This is a genomic window from Vibrio sp. nBUS_14, assembly GCF_051201655.1.
Classification (GTDB): domain Bacteria; phylum Pseudomonadota; class Gammaproteobacteria; order Enterobacterales; family Vibrionaceae; genus Vibrio.
Map to the genome: position 1 here is coordinate 2,603,732 of NZ_CP179206.1, position 18,132 is coordinate 2,621,863.

The following is an 18,132-nucleotide window of genomic DNA, read 5'->3' on the forward strand; positions in this document are numbered from 1 at the left end:
TGATTGATAATTTATTTTTATTGAATACTTTATATATCACAGGAAAATTTAAAATCGGTCATTTCAGATTCTTTGTCCTTAAACCTTCGATAGCAATGGGAAATAAGCCGACCTTGTTCTGTCCGAAATGAAAGACCGGAGTGTCCTATATTAATTCTCTTTCGCCATATTAGTAGGTCTTCTAGCGAATCGACCTTCTCTATTTGAATTTGTATTTTTTCAAAGTATCCATCAAAGTTCATAATTCAACATCTTACTAAAGCTAAAAATCTTTCCAACTAATTTTTATAAATAATGAATTTAAAAATACAGTTAACCGTTAACTCACTAACCGAAAATTGAGTAACTTATTTTTATAATATAAAAAGCCACACTAAAGTGGCTTTTATTTTAACGATAGTGACCTCAGGGCAGCAGTGATGGCTAACCTACCTCACCTCTTACTATCACCAAGCACACTCTAATGGTGACTGACTACAATAAACCAAATGAGTCGAATAGTAATGACAATCAAGTAATTTCAAGAAAAATCAATATTTAGAATATGTTCATTTATAAGTAAGACTCGATTCCCAATCGGAAAATTCAAAAGTATCCATCTCAATAATGAACAGTCCATTTTCGCCAACAGGTAGCTCGTTAGTCCCTTTGATATACTGATCACTAGGCTCAAGGTATTTGTCCGCAGATTCCCACAAATGATGCGCATGATCATAAATATAGACGACATCACCATTCTGAATGCAGTTTTCGGATTCTGTTAGACGGCTAATCTTCATGAAGTCAGAAGCATCGTGATCTTCGGTGTAATACGAGCTACCACTATAGGTCCAGTAATAATCTTTATAGTCATCCGCTCTCGAGATCTGGACATAATCATGGTCATGGATACAAGTACTATTATATGGGTACCAGTTGTCTAACTTAAACTTAGCGCTGGGTTGCTTCCCATCACTAGCATAGGTAAGGGCGGGATCGAACTTTAGTTATTGAAAATAAATAACTTTATTTTCAATTGGAACTTTTCCTGATAGTCACGATCAGATCATGAAATAAAAAATATGAGAAACTCGCATGATTATCATTGAACAGCTAAAAAAAGTGAAAGATACCCGTTCGCACATCAACCAAGTCTACCCTGTTATAGAAGTCGCTTTTGTTGTCATAACAGCCATGCTTTGTGGTCAAAACAAGTGGACGGATATCAAGGATTTTGGTGAAGGAAATATCGACTGGTTACGTGAGTATTTCCCCTACGAAAATGGCCTTCCTACTCGTCATAATATTGCAGCAATTATGAGGACTATTGTTCCTGAAACACTCTTAGAAGCTATGGTGGGCTGGGTTAATTTGCATAGAGAGAGGCATGCTCAACCTATCATCAGTGTTGACGGGAAGGTACTAAAAGGTGCTAAAGCAAACAAACAAGATAACCCCCTTTATATGGTCTCGGCATTCGATGTTGATGAAGGTTTGACCCTCACACATCAACCCTGTAAAGGCAAAGGGACGGAGCTAACAGCGATAAGAAACCTGTTAGATACTTTAGATATAAAAGGATGTCTATTAACGGCTGATGCCCTGCATTGTCAGGTTGAAACTCTGAATAAAGTGGTTGATAAAGGTGGCGATTTCTTAGTGCAAGTCAAACTGAATCAGCCCAGTTTGCTTGCAGAAGTGGATGCACAATTCCAAGACTATTGGTCTTTGCCTGAAGATAAACAAGAGTCATACATCACCGAAGATAAAGGGCATGGCAGAAAAGAGGTTCGTGAGGTTTACGTTCTCCCAGCAGCCTTCAGTGAAGCACTCAGAGAAAAGTGGTCTGTCGTTAAAAGTGTTGTTGCAGTGGTGAGAGATAGAAGTGTCAAAGGGAAAGGAAGTTATGAAACATCGTATTATATTTGCACAGATCACTTGTCGTTAGAGTTAGCCTCACAAGCGACCAGAAAACACTGGCACATCGAGAACCAGCAGCACTGGGCGTTGGACGTTATTTTCAAAGAAGATGAACAATGTATTTATGCTGGAGATTCAGCACTAAATATGGCTTGTTGCAGACGTTTTGTTCAGAACTTGTTTAGAAAATCCGAAGGGAACTTGTCAGTACCCAGGAAGATGAATAAAGCGGTATGGGACAAAGATTACAGAGCTTCGGGTTTGTTTACATCAAATTAACAAAGTACATTCGTGCCCTTTAGCATAGGTAAGCCAGCCATTAGGCACATTTTGATCCGCGTAAACATAAACGCCACTCGAACGATGCTTTAGTCTTATTAAGTTATATGGTTTGTTGATTGGTCGCACGCTATATGTTGGTGTTCTTTTATCTGCATACTCAAACGCAGCGACAGGAAAGTGGTCTGAATACTCATAAAAGTAATAAGGTTCCTGTGTGCCAGGAAGAACAACTCTCTTCGATGCAATATCCAATACTTGGTTGTGCCAATTCTTGGGTTGCTTGTGACTGCGCTCGACTAGAACATAGTCAAGTAATTGCCCTTTTAGATCTGGATAGTTTGCGTGCGCTAAACTATTTACAGCAGGATCCCATGAGTAAGGCGCACCAGCATAATTGGTCGGCTCTGCTACATTTAAAGTCTCTAGCATTGGAGAAAACTCTTGTGAGCCCTTTGCTACATTTAAATCACCAGCAATAAAAAACATTTCGTCAGCTGAGCGGTTTGCCCCAAAAATATAGCTCTCTATTTGTGCGAACTGGTCTTGACTAACCACTGATGGAGAAATGTTGCAGGTATCATCGTCAGCTTGAACGTGAGTGCCGATAATATTGTATCTCTCTCCCCCTTTATTAATGACGGTATGTATAAAACCTTTTTGAGATGCCCAGTCTGCACCAAAACCTCTCTGAAGATCACTTGTGACTTATACTCAATCGGATATTTACTGAATACAATCACGCCGCCATCATCAAGAGATGTCGATCGCCAACCTTCAGTGTGATCCCAACCATTTTTTGTACGGCCCAAGACAGGCGTTAGATATCCAAACTTCTGAGCTAGTGCATCGATAAGTATTTGGCTCGCTTGGTTGTCGAAAACTTCGTTAAATACAACCACGTCAGTATCTTCAAAAACTGAAGAGTTTGCCAATAACTGTGCTCGTTTGTTTGGGTTAGTACCACCAACAAAAATGCCGAGACGATGATCCAGCATATAAACGTTATAATTCATTATCTTGGGGGGGGAGCTGTTCTCCTCAGCTCGCAAAGTAAATGTGAACAGTATCAGAAAAACTGATATCAGATATTTAGCCATGGTTAGTGCATCTCCTATTAAACTGAGATGCATCCTCCCATAATGATACAATTGATAATAATTAAATAGGTCTAAAAAAAATATCAAACCATAGTTAAAATATTAATAGTCATCATAAAAACCTTCAGTTGATAAAGGCTCAATTTTTACAGCAACCATTTTCTTTACAGGACTATTTGAAATGATAAGCATATATTGATTCGGCAACTCTTCAACCACTTGAACCGATTTAAAAAACGATAGCTTTTTTCGCGCTTCAATATATTTATCATAAACGAGCATGTTGTCATCATGTTCAAAATCAATGTCTCCATGATCAACGCGTTCTTCACGTAAGCTTACATTAAATAGCCCATGATTCTTGCGAATGAATTTTCCTTTTGTGTGAATATCTAAGGTGTAATTGAGTCCAGCTTCTTTTATAACCGTAACCGCCTCAAAATTTTCACCACTGATCACGACGTCCATGTGCTCTGTGGCCATATAGTCACCATCTATTGTCATGTAAAGGGTCGTAGAGTTGACCAAAACATTATTTTTCGAACGTAGACTATATGCAATGGAAGCCAGCATTAAACAAAGACAAAACAGAAAAAAGTAAACGCTTTTATTTTTAGTGAACATAGCGACTAAGCTCCGCTTTAACCATACCTACGAGATCATCCGTTGATTGTGGAGATTCAAACAAAACCACTAAATTGACAGGCGGTGCCAGTGGCTTGAGTATTACAATAGATAAGCTTTCTTGAGAATGAGCAAGGATCAATCGGCTTAACCTACCTTGTTTAACTTCTTTAGAAACCAAAAGCTTAACGCCTTTTGCAACCAATTTGGCCTCTTCTTCATTATCACAATAGACAGTTAAAGCTTCGCTAGAAAACATTTTAGCCAATGGAAGCCAGCTCGTTAACTTAGGGGCTTTTGCAGTGAACACCAATGGAAACAATGTCGCAATCGCTATGAATACGAAGCCTAGAACAATAAAGATTCGATTACGTCCGAATGTGAATCGTGTTTTTTTTTCGGAACTCTCTTCAAAGATCTCACTCTTACCGCTTGGTTCCCCAGCGAATAAGTTGTCTTGGTTATCTGATTTATCATCATCGTCTTCTAGCCACGACACCGCCTCACTTTCGAGTTTATAACCAACCTTAGCGACCGTTTTTAGATACTTTTGTTGCTTCCCATTATCCTCAAGTAAAGTACGTATCGCGCTGATCGATTGGGTCAGTGAGCCTTCAGAGACATGTTTTCCTGGCCAAGCTCTTTTCAACAAATCTTCTTTAGTATTAATTTTTCCAGCGTTTTCACACAACATTAGAATCACAAGATGATCGTGATAGCCGATGCGCTTTTCTTCATTTTTGAGTAAATCAGTCACCAACGGGTGGTCTAAGTGAATTAACCAATTATTTACTTTGTACATAAATTAGCCTTGAAAAATGAATAACCATAATATTTATACAAATATAATTTTCATGGATAAACATTGGGTTTATTTAAAATAATTTTTATATGTCACTTGATTTATTCAACCATTCACCACTAACCGAACGTTAACAGGATTAATTAAATGGTTATTTAAAATGGAAAAATAAGTAAACTTTCCGTAAATGCAACTATATATAAAAAAAGCATCGCTATGAAACAAAAAAAACTAAAATGCATATATTTAAAATTTGATAACTATTTCATAAAAAAAGAGTGTGGGTTTTATTTAATTATTAAAGAATATTACAATTTAACTCAAAATTTGATTTACAATTACAGAAAATGTAAGTTATTTTTTGTTCTAATAATAAAAAACCTCTAGCTACACGTTCGCTCAAAACCTCATATACAACAAACCAATCTCCGCAGATTAATTTGTTGCTTATGTCAGACTTATTTTGGGTAAACGATTTTGCTCTTCTCCTCCCTCAACCCTCAATCATGAAACAGTTTTCTATAAGTGATACATACAATTGCTCAACAAGAGGGCGCCTCCTAGGTCTGTTACTAGAAATTTTTGACAGTACCCTCGTTAAAATTGTCAATTCTATGCTCAAGAAAACCACGTATCAAAGCCCAAACACGTCCATAATATGTGTGTCGTTCTTTTGCTTTAGAACAACTGATTTGTTGCAATGAGATCTGCTATCCTCTTATTAAACGTATAAATCTCCATCAGACATACAAAACCACACCGTTCACTGGTTGTTATTAGGTGAGCAAAGCAGGATAATATCGTGATCGGAATCTCAAGAATTAATCCATTATGACCGAATACCTTTTGTTGTTGGTTGGCACCGTGCTGGTCAATAACTTTGTGCTAGTGAAGTTTTTAGGGCTATGTCCTTTCATGGGGGTCTCCAAGAAACTGGAGACTGCTATTGGCATGGGGCTCGCGACGACTTTCGTTCTGACGTTAGCGTCGGTATCTGCATACCTAGTAGAAACCTACATCCTTACCCCTCTGGGAATTGAATACCTGCGTACCATGAGCTTCATCTTGGTTATCGCTGTGGTCGTTCAATTTACGGAAATGGTCGTTCACAAAACCAGCCCGACTCTATATCGCCTGTTGGGTATCTTCCTGCCTCTTATCACCACCAACTGTGCAGTGTTAGGTGTGGCACTTTTGAACATCAATGAAAACCACAACTTCATTCAGTCGATCATCTATGGTTTCGGCGCGGCTGTTGGTTTCTCTATTGTTTTAATCCTATTTGCTGCGATGCGTGAGCGTATTGCGGTTGCTGATGTTCCAATGCCATTCAAAGGCGCATCGATTGCGATGATCACAGCAGGCCTAATGTCTCTTGCATTTATGGGCTTTACTGGGTTGGTGAAATAAGCATGAGTACCATTTTAATTGCGATCATTGCGCTAGCCGTTTTAGCCGCTGTTTTTGGCGCTATTTTGGGCTTTGCTTCTATCCGCTTTAAAGTAGAAGCCGATCCTATCGTTGATCAAATCGATACCATTTTACCGCAAACTCAATGTGGCCAGTGTGGCTACCCTGGTTGTCGTCCATACGCAGAGGCGATCGCTAACGGCGACAAGATCAACAAATGTCCTCCCGGTGGCCAGGCAACCATTGAGAAGCTAGCAGACTTGATGGGCGTAGAAGTTGAAGACTCCGCTCATGACTTAGATAACAAAGTAAAAACCGTTGCCTTCATTCATGAAGATATGTGTATCGGCTGTACTAAATGTATTCAAGCCTGCCCTGTCGACGCCATAGTTGGTGGTACTAAGGCACTACACACAGTAATTAAAGACGAATGTACTGGTTGTGATCTTTGTGTCGCGCCGTGCCCTACTGACTGTATTGAAATGATTCCAGTGGCAACAACGACTGAAAATTGGAAATGGCAGATGAACATCATTCCTGTTACGGATATCACTAACCAAGCAACTGATGCAAACGCGTCAGAGCCTAAGGCATAGGGTTAGTATGATCTCTTTAATTGAACAAATTCGCACGGGCTCTATTTGGAGCTTCCCGGGCGGCGTGCACCCTGCTGAAAACAAGAAACAGTCGAATACTACTGATATCGTTCATGCAAGGCTTCCTGAAGAAATCGTTCTTCCGGTAAAACAGCACATCGGTAAGCCTGGTAACTTGTTGGTTTCTGTCGGTGACACTGTACTAAAAGGTCAACAACTGACGGCCTTAGAGACTGGTTTTACTTTGCCGGTACATGCACCAACATCGGGTATGATTACCGCTATCGAACCACGAACCACTGCTCACCCTTCAGGGTTGAGCGACGTGTGCGTGGTTATTAAACCCGATGGCCTCGACGCGTGGGTTAAAAAACACCCGGTTGAAGATTTTTCTACAAAGACATCCGATGAACTGCTTGATGTAATTCGCCAAGCTGGTATCTCAGGCATGGGTGGCGCTGGCTTCCCTACCGCCAAAAAACTTCAATCAGGCTTAGGCCGCACTGATATTTTGATCATCAACGCTGCGGAGTGTGAACCTTACATCACCTCTGATGACAAGTTACTTCAAGAACATGCCGAAGAAATATTAAAAGGTATCGAAGTGGTTGAACACATCCTTCAACCAAAGCTGACGGTTATCGGCATTGAAGACAACAAGCCAGACGCGATAAAAGCACTTGAGATTGCGGCGAAAGACAAAGACATCGTCATTCGCGTTATCCCAACCAAATACCCTTCCGGTGGTGAGAAGCAACTGATCAAGATCCTTACCAATAAAGAGGTTCCAGCTGGCGGCATTCCTGCAGATATTGGTGTTTTGGTTCAGAACGTCGGCTCTCTCTACTCAATTAAGAGAGCAGTAGTCGACGGTGAACCTGTGGTTAACCGTGTGGTGACTTTAACCGGTAAGACCTTTAAGCAACCTCGTAACGTTTGGGCACTACTAGGCACCCCTGTACATGAGTTACTTGAAGAGTTTGGCTACAAAGCCGATAAAAAACTGCCGCGTTTGATTTTGGGCGGCCCTATGATGGGCTTCACCTTGCCACATGCTAATGTGCCAATTACCAAAACGTCGAACTGTATTTTAGCGCCAACGCGTCGTGAAATTTCACCAAGCACTTACGAAATGGAATGTATTCGATGCAGTGCTTGTGCCGAAGCTTGTCCTGCCTCTCTACTACCTCAACAGCTGCAATGGCACGCGAAAGCCAATGAGCTAGACAAGTGTGAAGAGCTAAATATTAAAGACTGTATTGAATGCGGTGCTTGTGCGTTTGTCTGCCCAAGTGAAATTCCTCTTGTTCAGTACTATCGCCAAGCGAAAGCCGCAATCAAAACAAGAAAAGACGAAGCGACGGCCGCAGAACGCGCCAAGATTCGTTTCGAAGAGAAAAACGCTCGTATGGAGCGTGACAAAGCAGAACGTGAAAACCGCTTCAAGAAAGCCGCGGACAATCGTCGTAAAGACATGAAATCAGCCGACGGTGACGATGCAATTGCTGCTGCTATTGCACGTGTTAAAGCACAAAAAGCGACGGCAGACCAAGATACAGCCGCTCAGCCAACCGTGAAACCTGCGGTTGCTGCTGCCATTGCTCGTGCTAAAGCGAAACAAGCTGCTGCTCAGAAAGAGAGTAATTCTGAACCCGATAACTCTGAAATGTCGAAGCTACGTGAAGAACGTAAACGACAAGCAAGAGAGCGCAAGGCACAACAAGCAGCTACTGATAATCCAACAGAAAGCTCTAGTGATGGCAAGAAAGACGCAGTCGCTGCCGCAATAGCTCGCGCGAAAGCCAAGAAGGCTCAGCAAGCGGAGTCCGCTTCTGACGCTCCAACTGAAAGAACTGGCGATCCTAAGAAAGATGCCGTTGCTGCTGCTATTGCTCGTGCTAAATCGAAGAAAGCACAACAAGCGGAATCAGCTTCTAAAGCTCCAGCTGAAAGCTCTGGCGACGCCAAGAAAGACGCCGTTGCTACTGCAATAGCTCGTGCTAAAGCGAAGAAAGCACAACAAGCGGAATCAGCTTCTGACGCTCCGGCTGAAAACTCTAGCGATACCAAGAAAGATGCAGTTGCTGCTGCAATAGCTCGCGCTAAAGCGAAGAAAGCTCAGCAAGCGGAATCAGCTATTCAAACAGAAAGTGAAGCTCCGACTGAAAGCTCTGGCGATGCCAATAAAGACGCAGTTGCTGCGGCCATTGCACGCGCTAAAGCGAAGAAAGCACAACAAGCGGAATCAGCTTCTGACGCTCCGGCTGAAAACTCTGGCGATACCAAGAAAGATGCAGTTGCTGCTGCAATAGCTCGCGCTAAAGCGAAGAAAGCTCAGCAAGCGGAATCAGCTATTCAAACAGAAAGTGAAGCTCCGACTGAAAGCTCTGGCGATGCCAAGAAAGACGCAGTTGCTGCGGCCATTGCACGCGCTAAAGCGAAGAAAGCTCAGCAAGCGAAACTGGCTGAGACAGTGGAAACCCCTGAGCCAGTAATTGAAGTTGAAGCTGAAACTCAACAAGAGTCAGTCGATCCTAAAAAAGCGGCTGTTGCTGCCGCTATTGCACGCGCTAAGGCGAAAAAAGCACAGCAAGCTAAGCAGGTCGAAGCTGAAGAAGTCGCTCCTGAAGCCGTGGCTGAACCATTAATTGAAAAAGAGACTGTGATTGAATCTGAGGCTCAATCAGAACCCGTCGATCCTAAGAAAGCAGCCGTTGCTGCTGCAATTGCTATTGCTATTGCTAAAGCAAGAAAAGCGCAGCAAGAGCAAGATAAAAAGAACAATGAGGAGAAAGAGTAGTGGCCTTCTTTATCGCCAGCTCACCGCACGCACACAATCGTAGAAGCACACCAGATCTCATGAAATGGGTCGCTATTTGTGCATTGCCAGGTCTACTAGCTCAAACCTACTTCTTTGGATGGGGTACGCTCATCCAGTTAGTATTTGCTATTGCACTTGCTGTTACCTTTGAAGCAGCCGTAATGCTGTTAAGAAAACGCCCGCCAGTGATGGCGTTGCGTGATTACAGTGCGGTTGTGACCGCTTGGCTGCTCAGTGTTGCTATTCCTCCGCACTCACCGTGGTGGATTCTAGTGATTGGTATGTTCTTCGCTATTATTATCGCGAAACACCTATATGGTGGCCTTGGGCAAAACCCATTTAACCCAGCGATGGTGGCTTACGTTGTTTTGCTGATCTCATTCCCAGTTCAGATGACCAGTTGGAATGCACCAGCCAGCCTAACGGCAGAAGCAACAAGCTTTGTTGACTCATTTTTGATGATCTTTACTGGTTTCAATAACGAAGGCTTGTCTCTTCAACAAGCACGCCTGGGTATTGATGGCACCACAATGGCAACGCCGCTTGATGCATTCAAAACGGCATTAACGGCAGGTAACACCGCTTCTGAAGCTCTATCTCAACCACAATTCAGCTGGTTAGCTGGCGTGGGTTGGGAATGGGTTAACCTTGCCTACCTCGTCGGCGGCTTAGTGCTCATCAAGCAACGCGTGATTCAGTGGCATATTCCGGTCGCTTTTATTGCTAGCCTTGCGCTGTTTAGCTTAGTGTTCTTAGTGCTGACGCCTGGTGAAACCGCTTCTCCAACCATTCATTTATTGTCTGGCGCAACCATGCTTGGTGCATTCTTCATTGCAACCGATCCGGTTTCAGCCTCGACGACAGTGAAAGGTCGCTTGGTATTTGGTGCCCTGATTGGCGGGTTAGTCTTTATTATCCGCAGTTGGGGTGGCTTCCCTGATGGTGTAGCGTTTGCTGTATTGTTAGCCAACATGTGCGTTCCACTGATTGACTACTACACCAAACCTCGTACATACGGCCACTAAGGAGCAGATGCCATGCTAAATGCAATTAAGAAAAACGGCCTTGTACTCGCGATTTTTGCGTGTGCTTCGACAGGTTTGGTCGCGGTAACTCACTACCTGACCAAAGACCAGATTAAGCAGCAAGAACAGGCTCAGTTACTGTCTGTTCTAAACCAAGTTATCCCGCACGATCAGCACGATAATGAACTGTTTGCAGCCTGCACTCTGGTTCAAGCAGAAGAGCTAGGCACTGAACAAGCAATGCCAGCTTACATTGCTAAACTCAATGGTGAGCCAAGTGCGATTGCGATCGAAGCCATTGCACCAGATGGCTACAACGGCGCGATTAAGGTCATTATTGGGATGAAGATTGACGGTACGATTTTAGGTACTCGCGTTCTTTCCCACCAAGAAACACCGGGATTGGGTGATAAGATTGATCTTCGAGTGAGTGATTGGATTCTCTCATTTGCTGGTAAGCAAGTGACGGATTCTAATCTTGACCGTTGGAAGGTTCGTAAAGATGGTGGTGACTTTGACCAGTTCACCGGCGCAACTATTACGCCAAGAGCTGTCGTGAAGTCAGTGAAGCAAGCGGTGCAGTACGTTAATCAAAACAACCAAGCATTGCTTGCTCAACCTCTAAATTGTGGTGGTGAATAATGAGTGACCATAAAACACTAATTAAAAATGGCATGTGGGCCAACAACCCTGCCCTAGTGCAGCTCCTTGGCTTATGTCCACTGTTGGCTGTCTCTTCGACTGTGACTAACGCTCTTGGATTAGGTATCGCTACCTTGCTTGTATTAGTAGGTTCAAACGTGTCTGTTTCTCTGGTTCGAAACCATGTGCCAAAAGAAGTGCGTATTCCAGTATTCGTGATGATTATTGCTTCACTGGTAACCTGTGTTCAACTTCTGATGAACGCTTACGCGTATGGCCTTTACCTCTCTTTGGGTATCTTCATCCCACTGATCGTAACCAACTGTATCATCATTGGCCGAGCTGAAGCCTTCGCGTCTAAAAACGAAGTGCTTCCTGCAGCTCAAGATGGTTTCTGGATGGGCCTTGGCATGACATCGGTACTGGTTGTATTGGGTGCGATGCGCGAGGTTATTGGTAACGGAACCCTATTTGATGGCGCAAACCTGCTTCTAGGTGATTGGGCTTCAGTGTTACGAATCCAGATATTCGAATTTGATAACAGCTTCTTGTTAGCTCTGCTTCCACCAGGTGCCTTCATTGGTGTTGGTTTCTTGATTGCTTTGAAAAACATCATCGACAACCAAGCTAAAGCTAGGCAGCCCAAACAAGAAAAACCAGCCATTGAACGCGCTCGCGTTACCAATGCTTGATAAGTTACAGTTGCTTATACCCTGCTGAGTAGCTCAGCCTCTCAGCAGGTAAATAGATTAACCAAGTACACATAATAATGACGCTCATAAGAGCGCGTAACCGATGATAAAGCCTGAATCATTGCGGAACTTGTTATTTTAAAACAAATAAGTTTGAAAGAACTTCGCCTGAACTCAAGCCCTAACTATTTGAAAGTAATGTCGCTATGAACAATGTAAAACGAGTAGAAATACTTGAGCGTTTAAGAGAAAACAATCCAAAGCCAGAAACCGAGCTTAACTGGAACAGCCCTTTCGAGTTGCTGATCGCCGTGCTCTTATCTGCACAGGCAACCGATGTCAGCGTCAACAAAGCCACTGATAAGCTTTACCCAGTTGCTAATACGCCACAAGCTATTTTCGACCTAGGTGTCGATGGCCTAAAAGAGTACATCAAGACCATAGGTCTGTTTAATTCAAAAGCAGAAAACACCATCAAAACGTGTCGTATGCTACTTGACCTACACAATGGTGAAGTACCGGAAGATCGCGCTGCATTAGAAGCCCTTCCTGGCGTTGGCCGTAAAACTGCCAACGTAGTATTGAACACCGCTTTCGGTTGGCCGACTATTGCCGTTGATACTCACATCTACCGTGTATCAAACCGCACCAAGTTAGCGATGGGAAAAACGGTCGACGATGTTGAAGCTAAGCTGCTCAAAGTCATTCCAAAAGAATTCAAACTGGATGTCCACCACTGGCTCATTCTTCATGGACGTTACACTTGTGTCGCGCGTAAACCACGCTGTGGCAGCTGTATTATTGAAGACCTGTGTGAGTACTCCCCACCAAAAAAAACGTAAAGAACTAACGTACGATAAAGATAGGGATTCCAGTTGGAATCCTTTTTTTGCTTTACAAATATTAAAAAAGCACATATGGTAAATTTATGTGTAACAGATAACGAGCTTTGTAATGGTTGGTTTGAGTGAAAGTATTCAAGTTAGGATATACAAAGATATAGATAACGCTTCTTTTCCCGTAGTTGTTCGGGGGAGTGGTCTACCTTGCTGCTTGCACCTTAACGCTTATCTCAATGGCAATCATAAGTCCCCATTTTCAAAGGTGAATTCAAAAAAGGGGAAATCAAAACAGTCACCATCATTCTACACTCGAAAGAAATATGCTTATGAGTTGAAGTTTTTGTACTGCTTCTTCATGCAAAAGAACATTGACCTTGTCGAGCGTGTAGCAAGTGGCTCTTTTCTATCTATCGAGGAAATAGACGGTTATATTCGTGCTTGTAAATTCTATGTGGACACTGAGGATGAGAGCGAAAGCGGCACTGTAGTTAGCCTTACCGATAAAAGAATTAGGGATGCAATCCATGCGACATCCAACAGTCAACCAGAAGTATCAGCGCATACTTTTCATCAACGCCTCAACCGTCTTAAAGCCTACATTGAATTTTTATATGTGTGCCATCACTACGATAAAGCTGAGACTGAGCAGCAAATCTCCACGGATGACCAATTTAATAAATTCAAACTCTACATCAGTACAGCAATTTCTAGCTCCCGAAAAGACAATACCATCACAAAAGATCCCCTTGAATCGGTCATTCCATCCGATAAATTTTTTAATTTATTAGAGGTTATTCAAGAGCGTTCTTCAAACAACCCCTTCAAGTCGAGCAAGCTTCGAAATCAAATTATCACCCAGATATTGATTGATACAGGTGTTCGTGTTGGGGCTGTCTTGAAATTGAAAGTGAGTGATTTAGTGGACGATTGGGACAATCCTAGATTCCTGCTCACCCGAACCCCCGATGACCCTACGGACACAAGGCGTCTTCCCGCTGCAAACAAAACAAAAGCATTATCTGTTTCAATCTCTCACGATTTAATGAAGCTGATTAAGCTCTACATCGAAACAGTGCGCAAAAGTACACCAAACTCTCATGAACATGATTTCGTTTTCATCTCAGAAAAAGGAAGAACTATTGGACAGCCAATATCTTACAACGCAATTCACAAAGTCATTAAGACGATTGGAGATTGTGTTGGGATAGCACTACATCCACATCTACTTCGTCATAAGTGGAATGAAATCTTTGAAATCAAAGCCAAAGCCAAAGGGTTCTCACCGGATAAAATCGAAGACCTTCGCAAATATGCGATGGGTTGGGTAGAAGATTCAAAAATGGCATCAGTCTACAACGAGTTCCAGTTAGCCATGACGGTAGCTGAAATTTCATCCAAGAACCTGAGCCAATCCGTACCCAACCTGAGAGGTAGCAAATGAACAGCGCTGAACTTAAAAGCTTAAAAAAAAGCTATGAAGGTAAACGAACTTTTCAATCAAAAGAAACGGGTTACGAGTTTGATCTCTTTTCTGATAAATGGTTGCTTGGCTACAAGAAGCTGCTTAACCTTGGCTGGATGAATGCGTTAGATAGCGAAGCCTTTCTCGACCTACGACTGGCTATCGCGCACGCTGCCAAACATTGTGCTTATTCAAGCATAAATAGGCATGTCAGCACCTTAAAAACCATTTGCGATTACTTAGAGCCAACGACTTTTGAGGCGTGGTGGTTAACGCTCACGAGCTATAAAAAGACAGTAAGAGATACCCTATTCACATTTAGCAAACGAAGTCATGAGTACAGCAGCAGTCTTCTTACTCCGCTCTATGACCTCGTTAAGAATGAGAGTTTAGGCAGACAAGGTGGCTCAAAAAATATCCTTGATGAAACAACGGGGGCTTACAGTGAAATCGAGCGTGATAACCTTCTTGAAGCACTAAGAATTGAAACCCTCCATGCACTCAGCAGTGAGATTGCAACATCACACCCTTTCACTCGCCTTAGAAACGTTCTGGCTTGCCAATTGATGGTGGCCATTGTCAGAAGACCTACGCAACTGGTTAAAATTAAATGGTGTGACCTTTTGCGTGTGGGTCAAACATTTAAGTCGCACAAAGAAAGCAACCGTGATTGGCAGCCTTTAACACAGCATCATTTTTCTGATGTAGAGCAATTGCACCTACGAACCTTCAAAGGTAAAAATGGCGCGTTTAGAGTCGATGCCGAGTCACGTTCTCATCGCTTGGAGCCAAATCTGTCTGAATTGTTGCTTCAGTATTACCAAGTGTACGAAACCTTCCTTTGCGCTTCATTGAGCAAGAGCGGCGTTGTCCTCTCTGAGAGTGAAACAAAAGAGCTGATGCAACGACTCCCCTTGTTTCCAGACCAAAGTTTATTCTCCGCGAAATTTGATACAAAAGAGAGTCTCTTTCAATCCGTGAGCGATACATCCGAAGCATTTCACACCTCTTCAGGTTCTCTTAGAAGCAGCATTATTTACCTCTTCAATAAAAAGCTCGATATTAAAAGTGATCGCCTCGTTCATCAGCCTCTTGAATTTAAAAACAATCGCTGGCGTCATACCCAGTTAACCCTCGCCGCTTGGATGGGGTTAAGCCCTGCGCAAGTTGCTGCAATTACAGGTGTCACGGTAGCGGCAATAGAAGATTACCTTGATTTAAAAGCGCCTGAACGAGTCAAAATTGACGAAGCCTTTGCGGGTAACAGTGTTATCCAACGTTTTGATAGCGTATCTTCGAAAGAATTACAGCAACACGCTGACTTTAAGGTGAAAAGCCCGTTTGATGAAGAGATGGGACACAAACTTAACCCGACTAACTGCTCAAGCTGTCAATCAAAGGGAGCCGCCCCAATGGGGTGCTATCCCTGTGATAACTTTCGACCTTTGGAAACCGCAAACCATCAGCAATATTTAGATAAGGCAGAGCGTAAACTGGCGATTAATAGTCAATCAGGCCACCCCGCTACGGTTAAACGACTGCAAACCATTATTCTCTATATCAGAGTAACAATTATGCTGTGCGAAGAACGAAAAACCATAAAAGTGGGAGGGTGCAAATGAGTCAGATTAACCGCTATATTGATAATCAACGCGCTTATGTTGCTAAAAAGAAAGCGCAGCCTCTGATTGGATTTACCAACGCGCAAGGTGAGCAGGCATCATGGGAGGATATTGCTGTCACGTTTACCGACAGTGACAACAGAGCCCAGAATATTTTCTTTTGTAATCTAAATAGAAAGAGGCCAAAAGTGGGAACGCGCTTCACGGACAAGGATCGATTAGCACCTGAGACGCATGACTTATTATTCACCTATACACTTGATATATTGAAAGAAAACATATCTATAAACTCTAAAAGAAATAAAATCACAGCCGCAAGACTCTTCCTTTGCCACCTAAATGAGAATATCGCGACCGCCACCCTTGAAAGGATTCAATCTGCCATCAACCTGATGACATACAACGCTTACTTAAAACCTTTTATCAACTGGCTGCATCAACATAAAATGCTCGCGAAAAGCTGTCAGCCCTACATCAATACTACCAACGAAACATTTCGTTCTAAAAGTGGCGATGATGCAATGCAAGCGGAACGAAACAAGCTTCCGTCGGAAAACGCATTACTGGCGCTCGGGGCTATCTTCTATGATGTTATTCCAGCCTATCAGGATGGTGACAAGGAAAATGTTGAGGCTTGGCAACCTCTTTTATTACCAACGCAAGAGCAGCGAGACAGCTTTAGTTGCACCATGGCAGCACTTGGCATGGCTTCACCCAATCGAATTGGCGCAGAGCAAGTGCTTTTAACAGTGCAACGCATAAAGCCTCATACACAAGTTGTCGATGGCAAGAAAAAACGGTGCATTACCTCAACTGGCGAGGCTCGAAGGGGTACAAGGATAATGCCAACCACATTAATGCAGAAATGGTCGATAGCTTAGACAGAGCCTTGCACTACACTATTCTCGCTACAGAGCCTGCAAGAGCGCTGGCTCGGTTCTATCGAAAGCCGAACCGCCCTCTCAAAGAAGTGCTCGGTGAATTCAAGCCCAGTGATGAGAATATTGCCCTGCTTAAGCCTTCCATGAGCAAGTCAACCAACCTATTACACCTTGGTTTGCTGCTGGGCTTTTTTGACGGTAGTGACAAATGTGCTCGCGTCACGGCTGATACGAAGGGGGCAATAGATAGAATATATAAACCGCATCATCCAAAGTTCATCAAGCCCATTGCACAGCTCGAAGCCTTCGACACACTGGTGTTTAAAAGTCATTGCCCTTACTCTCAAGCCCTTACAGGATGTAATTTTACAATGCAGCGTCAATACGATAAGTACACAGCAGGCAAGCAAGAACTCACCGTGGCAGAATTTCAGAATCACACCATCGAGATGAATCAATCTCACCTAAAAGGTTACAATAAAAACCAAACTAGGTATGTCAATTTTGAGAACACACTATTTGCCTACACACAAAAGCAGCTTGGCGGCCAAGCGGCACACCCTTTCTTTTTAGTGCCTATCAGTTCGCTAAGTGGCCTCTTTGCTAGTGACCTAATAAAAGTCAACAAAAATCGGCTTACGCTCTTTGAGCGACACGGCTTCTCATCCAACTTTTTGCTCAAGCCGCACCAACTGCGTCATTGGCAAAATGATCTTCTGGCTAAAAAAGGACTGCCTCACCACCTTATTTCTATGTTGTCAGGCCGAAAAAGCGCCGAGCAAACACTGACCTATATCCATACCACTGACGCTCAGAACGCTTCTGTCATTGGGGACATCTCTTACTCTAATGAACTAGAAAGCGAGATCGAAAATAAGCTAAAGCTTCGTATTGCGACCATGGATCAATTTAATAAGGCAATCGACAATGAAACACCGACTTTTGTCCATGAAACAGGCTTTTGCGATCAAAACCTTGCCCTCTCACCCTGCATTTATATGTCGGAGTTTGAAACGCAATGTGCGTTATGTTCATCTTCTTGCCATGTAACCCATGATAGGGAGGCAATCGACTTACTCCAGAAGGATTTGAAAGTGCAAACGCACAACTTAGAAAGGGTTCAGGCGTCTATCAACTTTGAAACAAGTGAAGGGATGCAGAAATGGTACAAAACCCATTATCGCAATACTTGCATGCTAAAAAAACTCATTGAAGTGCTGTCCGATAAGGCGATAGAAGAAGGTCGTATGGTGCGCTTGCTAGCTCGATCAAACAGCATAAGAATCAATAACTTAGAGACCCAAACGGTGGAAGAGCAAAAGTTAGCGTTGCCTGATGCCGAGCAAGCCCTGCAAGCTGCTATTGAGGCAAAAAACGACAAAAACCAAGATGAAGCAACGGATAATTTCTTAGGCTTTCTGGACTCACTCTAGGG

At 43.0% G+C, this 18,132-nt stretch carries 17 protein-coding genes; 12 read left to right on the forward strand and 5 right to left on the reverse strand.

All coding sequences use genetic code 11. The annotated features are described in order from the left end of the window. Nucleotides 1–548: 548 nt before the first annotated feature. Nucleotides 549–779 (reverse strand): hypothetical protein, encoded by a 231-nt coding sequence (locus ACMAZD_RS12220; RefSeq protein WP_435247430.1) that lies wholly within the window; start codon nt 777–779, stop codon nt 549–551. A 295-nt stretch (nt 780–1,074) separates the two neighbouring features. Between ACMAZD_RS12220 and ACMAZD_RS12225 the strand changes: the two genes are divergently transcribed. Further along, a complete protein-coding gene (locus ACMAZD_RS12225; RefSeq protein WP_435247431.1) occupies nt 1,075–2,178 on the forward strand; it encodes an ISAs1 family transposase in 1,104 nt (367 codons plus the stop codon). On the opposite strand, the gene ACMAZD_RS12230 is transcribed toward ACMAZD_RS12225, so the two are convergent. The 4 genes from ACMAZD_RS12230 to ACMAZD_RS12245 all read right to left on the reverse strand — a co-directional run bounded on the left by ACMAZD_RS12230 (nt 2,170) and on the right by ACMAZD_RS12245 (nt 4,704). Continuing rightward, a complete protein-coding gene (locus ACMAZD_RS12230) occupies nt 2,170–2,736 on the reverse strand; it encodes a hypothetical protein (protein ID WP_435247432.1) in 567 nt (188 codons plus the stop codon). The two genes, ACMAZD_RS12225 and ACMAZD_RS12230, sit on opposite strands and share 9 nt — an antisense overlap. Beyond that, nucleotides 2,706–3,278, reverse strand: coding sequence for an endonuclease/exonuclease/phosphatase family protein (locus tag ACMAZD_RS12235; RefSeq protein ID WP_435247433.1), 573 nt, complete (start codon nt 3,276–3,278; stop codon nt 2,706–2,708). Before ACMAZD_RS12235 ends, ACMAZD_RS12230 begins: the two co-directional genes overlap by 31 nt. Nucleotides 3,279–3,380: 102 nt before the next feature. After that, a complete protein-coding gene (locus ACMAZD_RS12240) occupies nt 3,381–3,761 on the reverse strand; it encodes a hypothetical protein (protein WP_435247434.1) in 381 nt (126 codons plus the stop codon). 130 nt (nt 3,762–3,891) lie between these two features. Next, nucleotides 3,892–4,704: a winged helix-turn-helix domain-containing protein gene (locus ACMAZD_RS12245; RefSeq protein WP_435247435.1), complete on the reverse strand. Its 813-nt coding sequence runs from the start codon at nt 4,702–4,704 to the stop codon at nt 3,892–3,894. 831 nt (nt 4,705–5,535) lie between these two features. Here ACMAZD_RS12245 and rsxA point away from each other — a divergent pair. From rsxA to ACMAZD_RS12300, 11 genes are all read left to right on the forward strand, one after another. After that, on the forward strand, nt 5,536–6,114 hold the full coding sequence (rsxA, locus tag ACMAZD_RS12250) for an electron transport complex subunit RsxA (RefSeq protein WP_102266305.1): 579 nt from the start codon (nt 5,536–5,538) through the stop codon (nt 6,112–6,114). Between the two features lie 2 nt (nt 6,115–6,116). Next, on the forward strand, nt 6,117–6,710 hold the full coding sequence (gene rsxB, locus ACMAZD_RS12255; protein WP_435247436.1) for an electron transport complex subunit RsxB: 594 nt from the start codon (nt 6,117–6,119) through the stop codon (nt 6,708–6,710). Between the two features lie 7 nt (nt 6,711–6,717). Then, nucleotides 6,718–9,510, forward strand: a complete 2,793-nt coding sequence (gene rsxC / locus ACMAZD_RS12260; protein ID WP_435247437.1) for an electron transport complex subunit RsxC — start codon at nt 6,718–6,720, stop codon at nt 9,508–9,510. Then, nucleotides 9,510–10,556 carry an electron transport complex subunit RsxD gene (gene rsxD / locus ACMAZD_RS12265; RefSeq protein WP_435247438.1) on the forward strand — a complete coding sequence of 349 codons (1,047 nt, stop codon included), beginning with the start codon at nt 9,510–9,512 and terminating at the stop codon, nt 10,554–10,556. The genes rsxC and rsxD overlap by 1 nt, the downstream gene beginning before the upstream one ends. 12 nt (nt 10,557–10,568) lie before the next feature. Continuing rightward, on the forward strand, nt 10,569–11,198 hold the full coding sequence (rsxG, locus tag ACMAZD_RS12270) for an electron transport complex subunit RsxG (RefSeq protein WP_435247439.1): 630 nt from the start codon (nt 10,569–10,571) through the stop codon (nt 11,196–11,198). Then, nucleotides 11,198–11,890, forward strand: coding sequence for an electron transport complex subunit E (locus ACMAZD_RS12275; RefSeq protein WP_435247440.1), 693 nt, complete (start codon nt 11,198–11,200; stop codon nt 11,888–11,890). Before rsxG ends, ACMAZD_RS12275 begins: the two co-directional genes overlap by 1 nt. 206 nt (nt 11,891–12,096) lie before the next feature. Next, nucleotides 12,097–12,732: an endonuclease III gene (gene nth / locus ACMAZD_RS12280; RefSeq protein WP_061038813.1), complete on the forward strand. Its 636-nt coding sequence runs from the start codon at nt 12,097–12,099 to the stop codon at nt 12,730–12,732. 112 nt (nt 12,733–12,844) lie between these two features. Further along, nucleotides 12,845–14,173: a tyrosine-type recombinase/integrase gene (locus ACMAZD_RS12285; protein WP_061040161.1), complete on the forward strand. Its 1,329-nt coding sequence runs from the start codon at nt 12,845–12,847 to the stop codon at nt 14,171–14,173. Next, the gene (locus ACMAZD_RS12290; protein ID WP_435247441.1) at nt 14,170–15,816 is read left to right on the forward strand and encodes a hypothetical protein; all 1,647 of its coding nucleotides are present in this window, start codon (nt 14,170–14,172) and stop codon (nt 15,814–15,816) included. The genes ACMAZD_RS12285 and ACMAZD_RS12290 overlap by 4 nt, the downstream gene beginning before the upstream one ends. Next, the gene (locus ACMAZD_RS12295) at nt 15,813–16,697 is read left to right on the forward strand and encodes a hypothetical protein (protein WP_435247442.1); all 885 of its coding nucleotides are present in this window, start codon (nt 15,813–15,815) and stop codon (nt 16,695–16,697) included. Before ACMAZD_RS12290 ends, ACMAZD_RS12295 begins: the two co-directional genes overlap by 4 nt. Continuing rightward, nucleotides 16,616–18,130, forward strand: coding sequence for a hypothetical protein (locus tag ACMAZD_RS12300; protein ID WP_435247443.1), 1,515 nt, complete (start codon nt 16,616–16,618; stop codon nt 18,128–18,130). Before ACMAZD_RS12295 ends, ACMAZD_RS12300 begins: the two co-directional genes overlap by 82 nt. Nucleotides 18,131–18,132 lie beyond the last annotated feature (2 nt).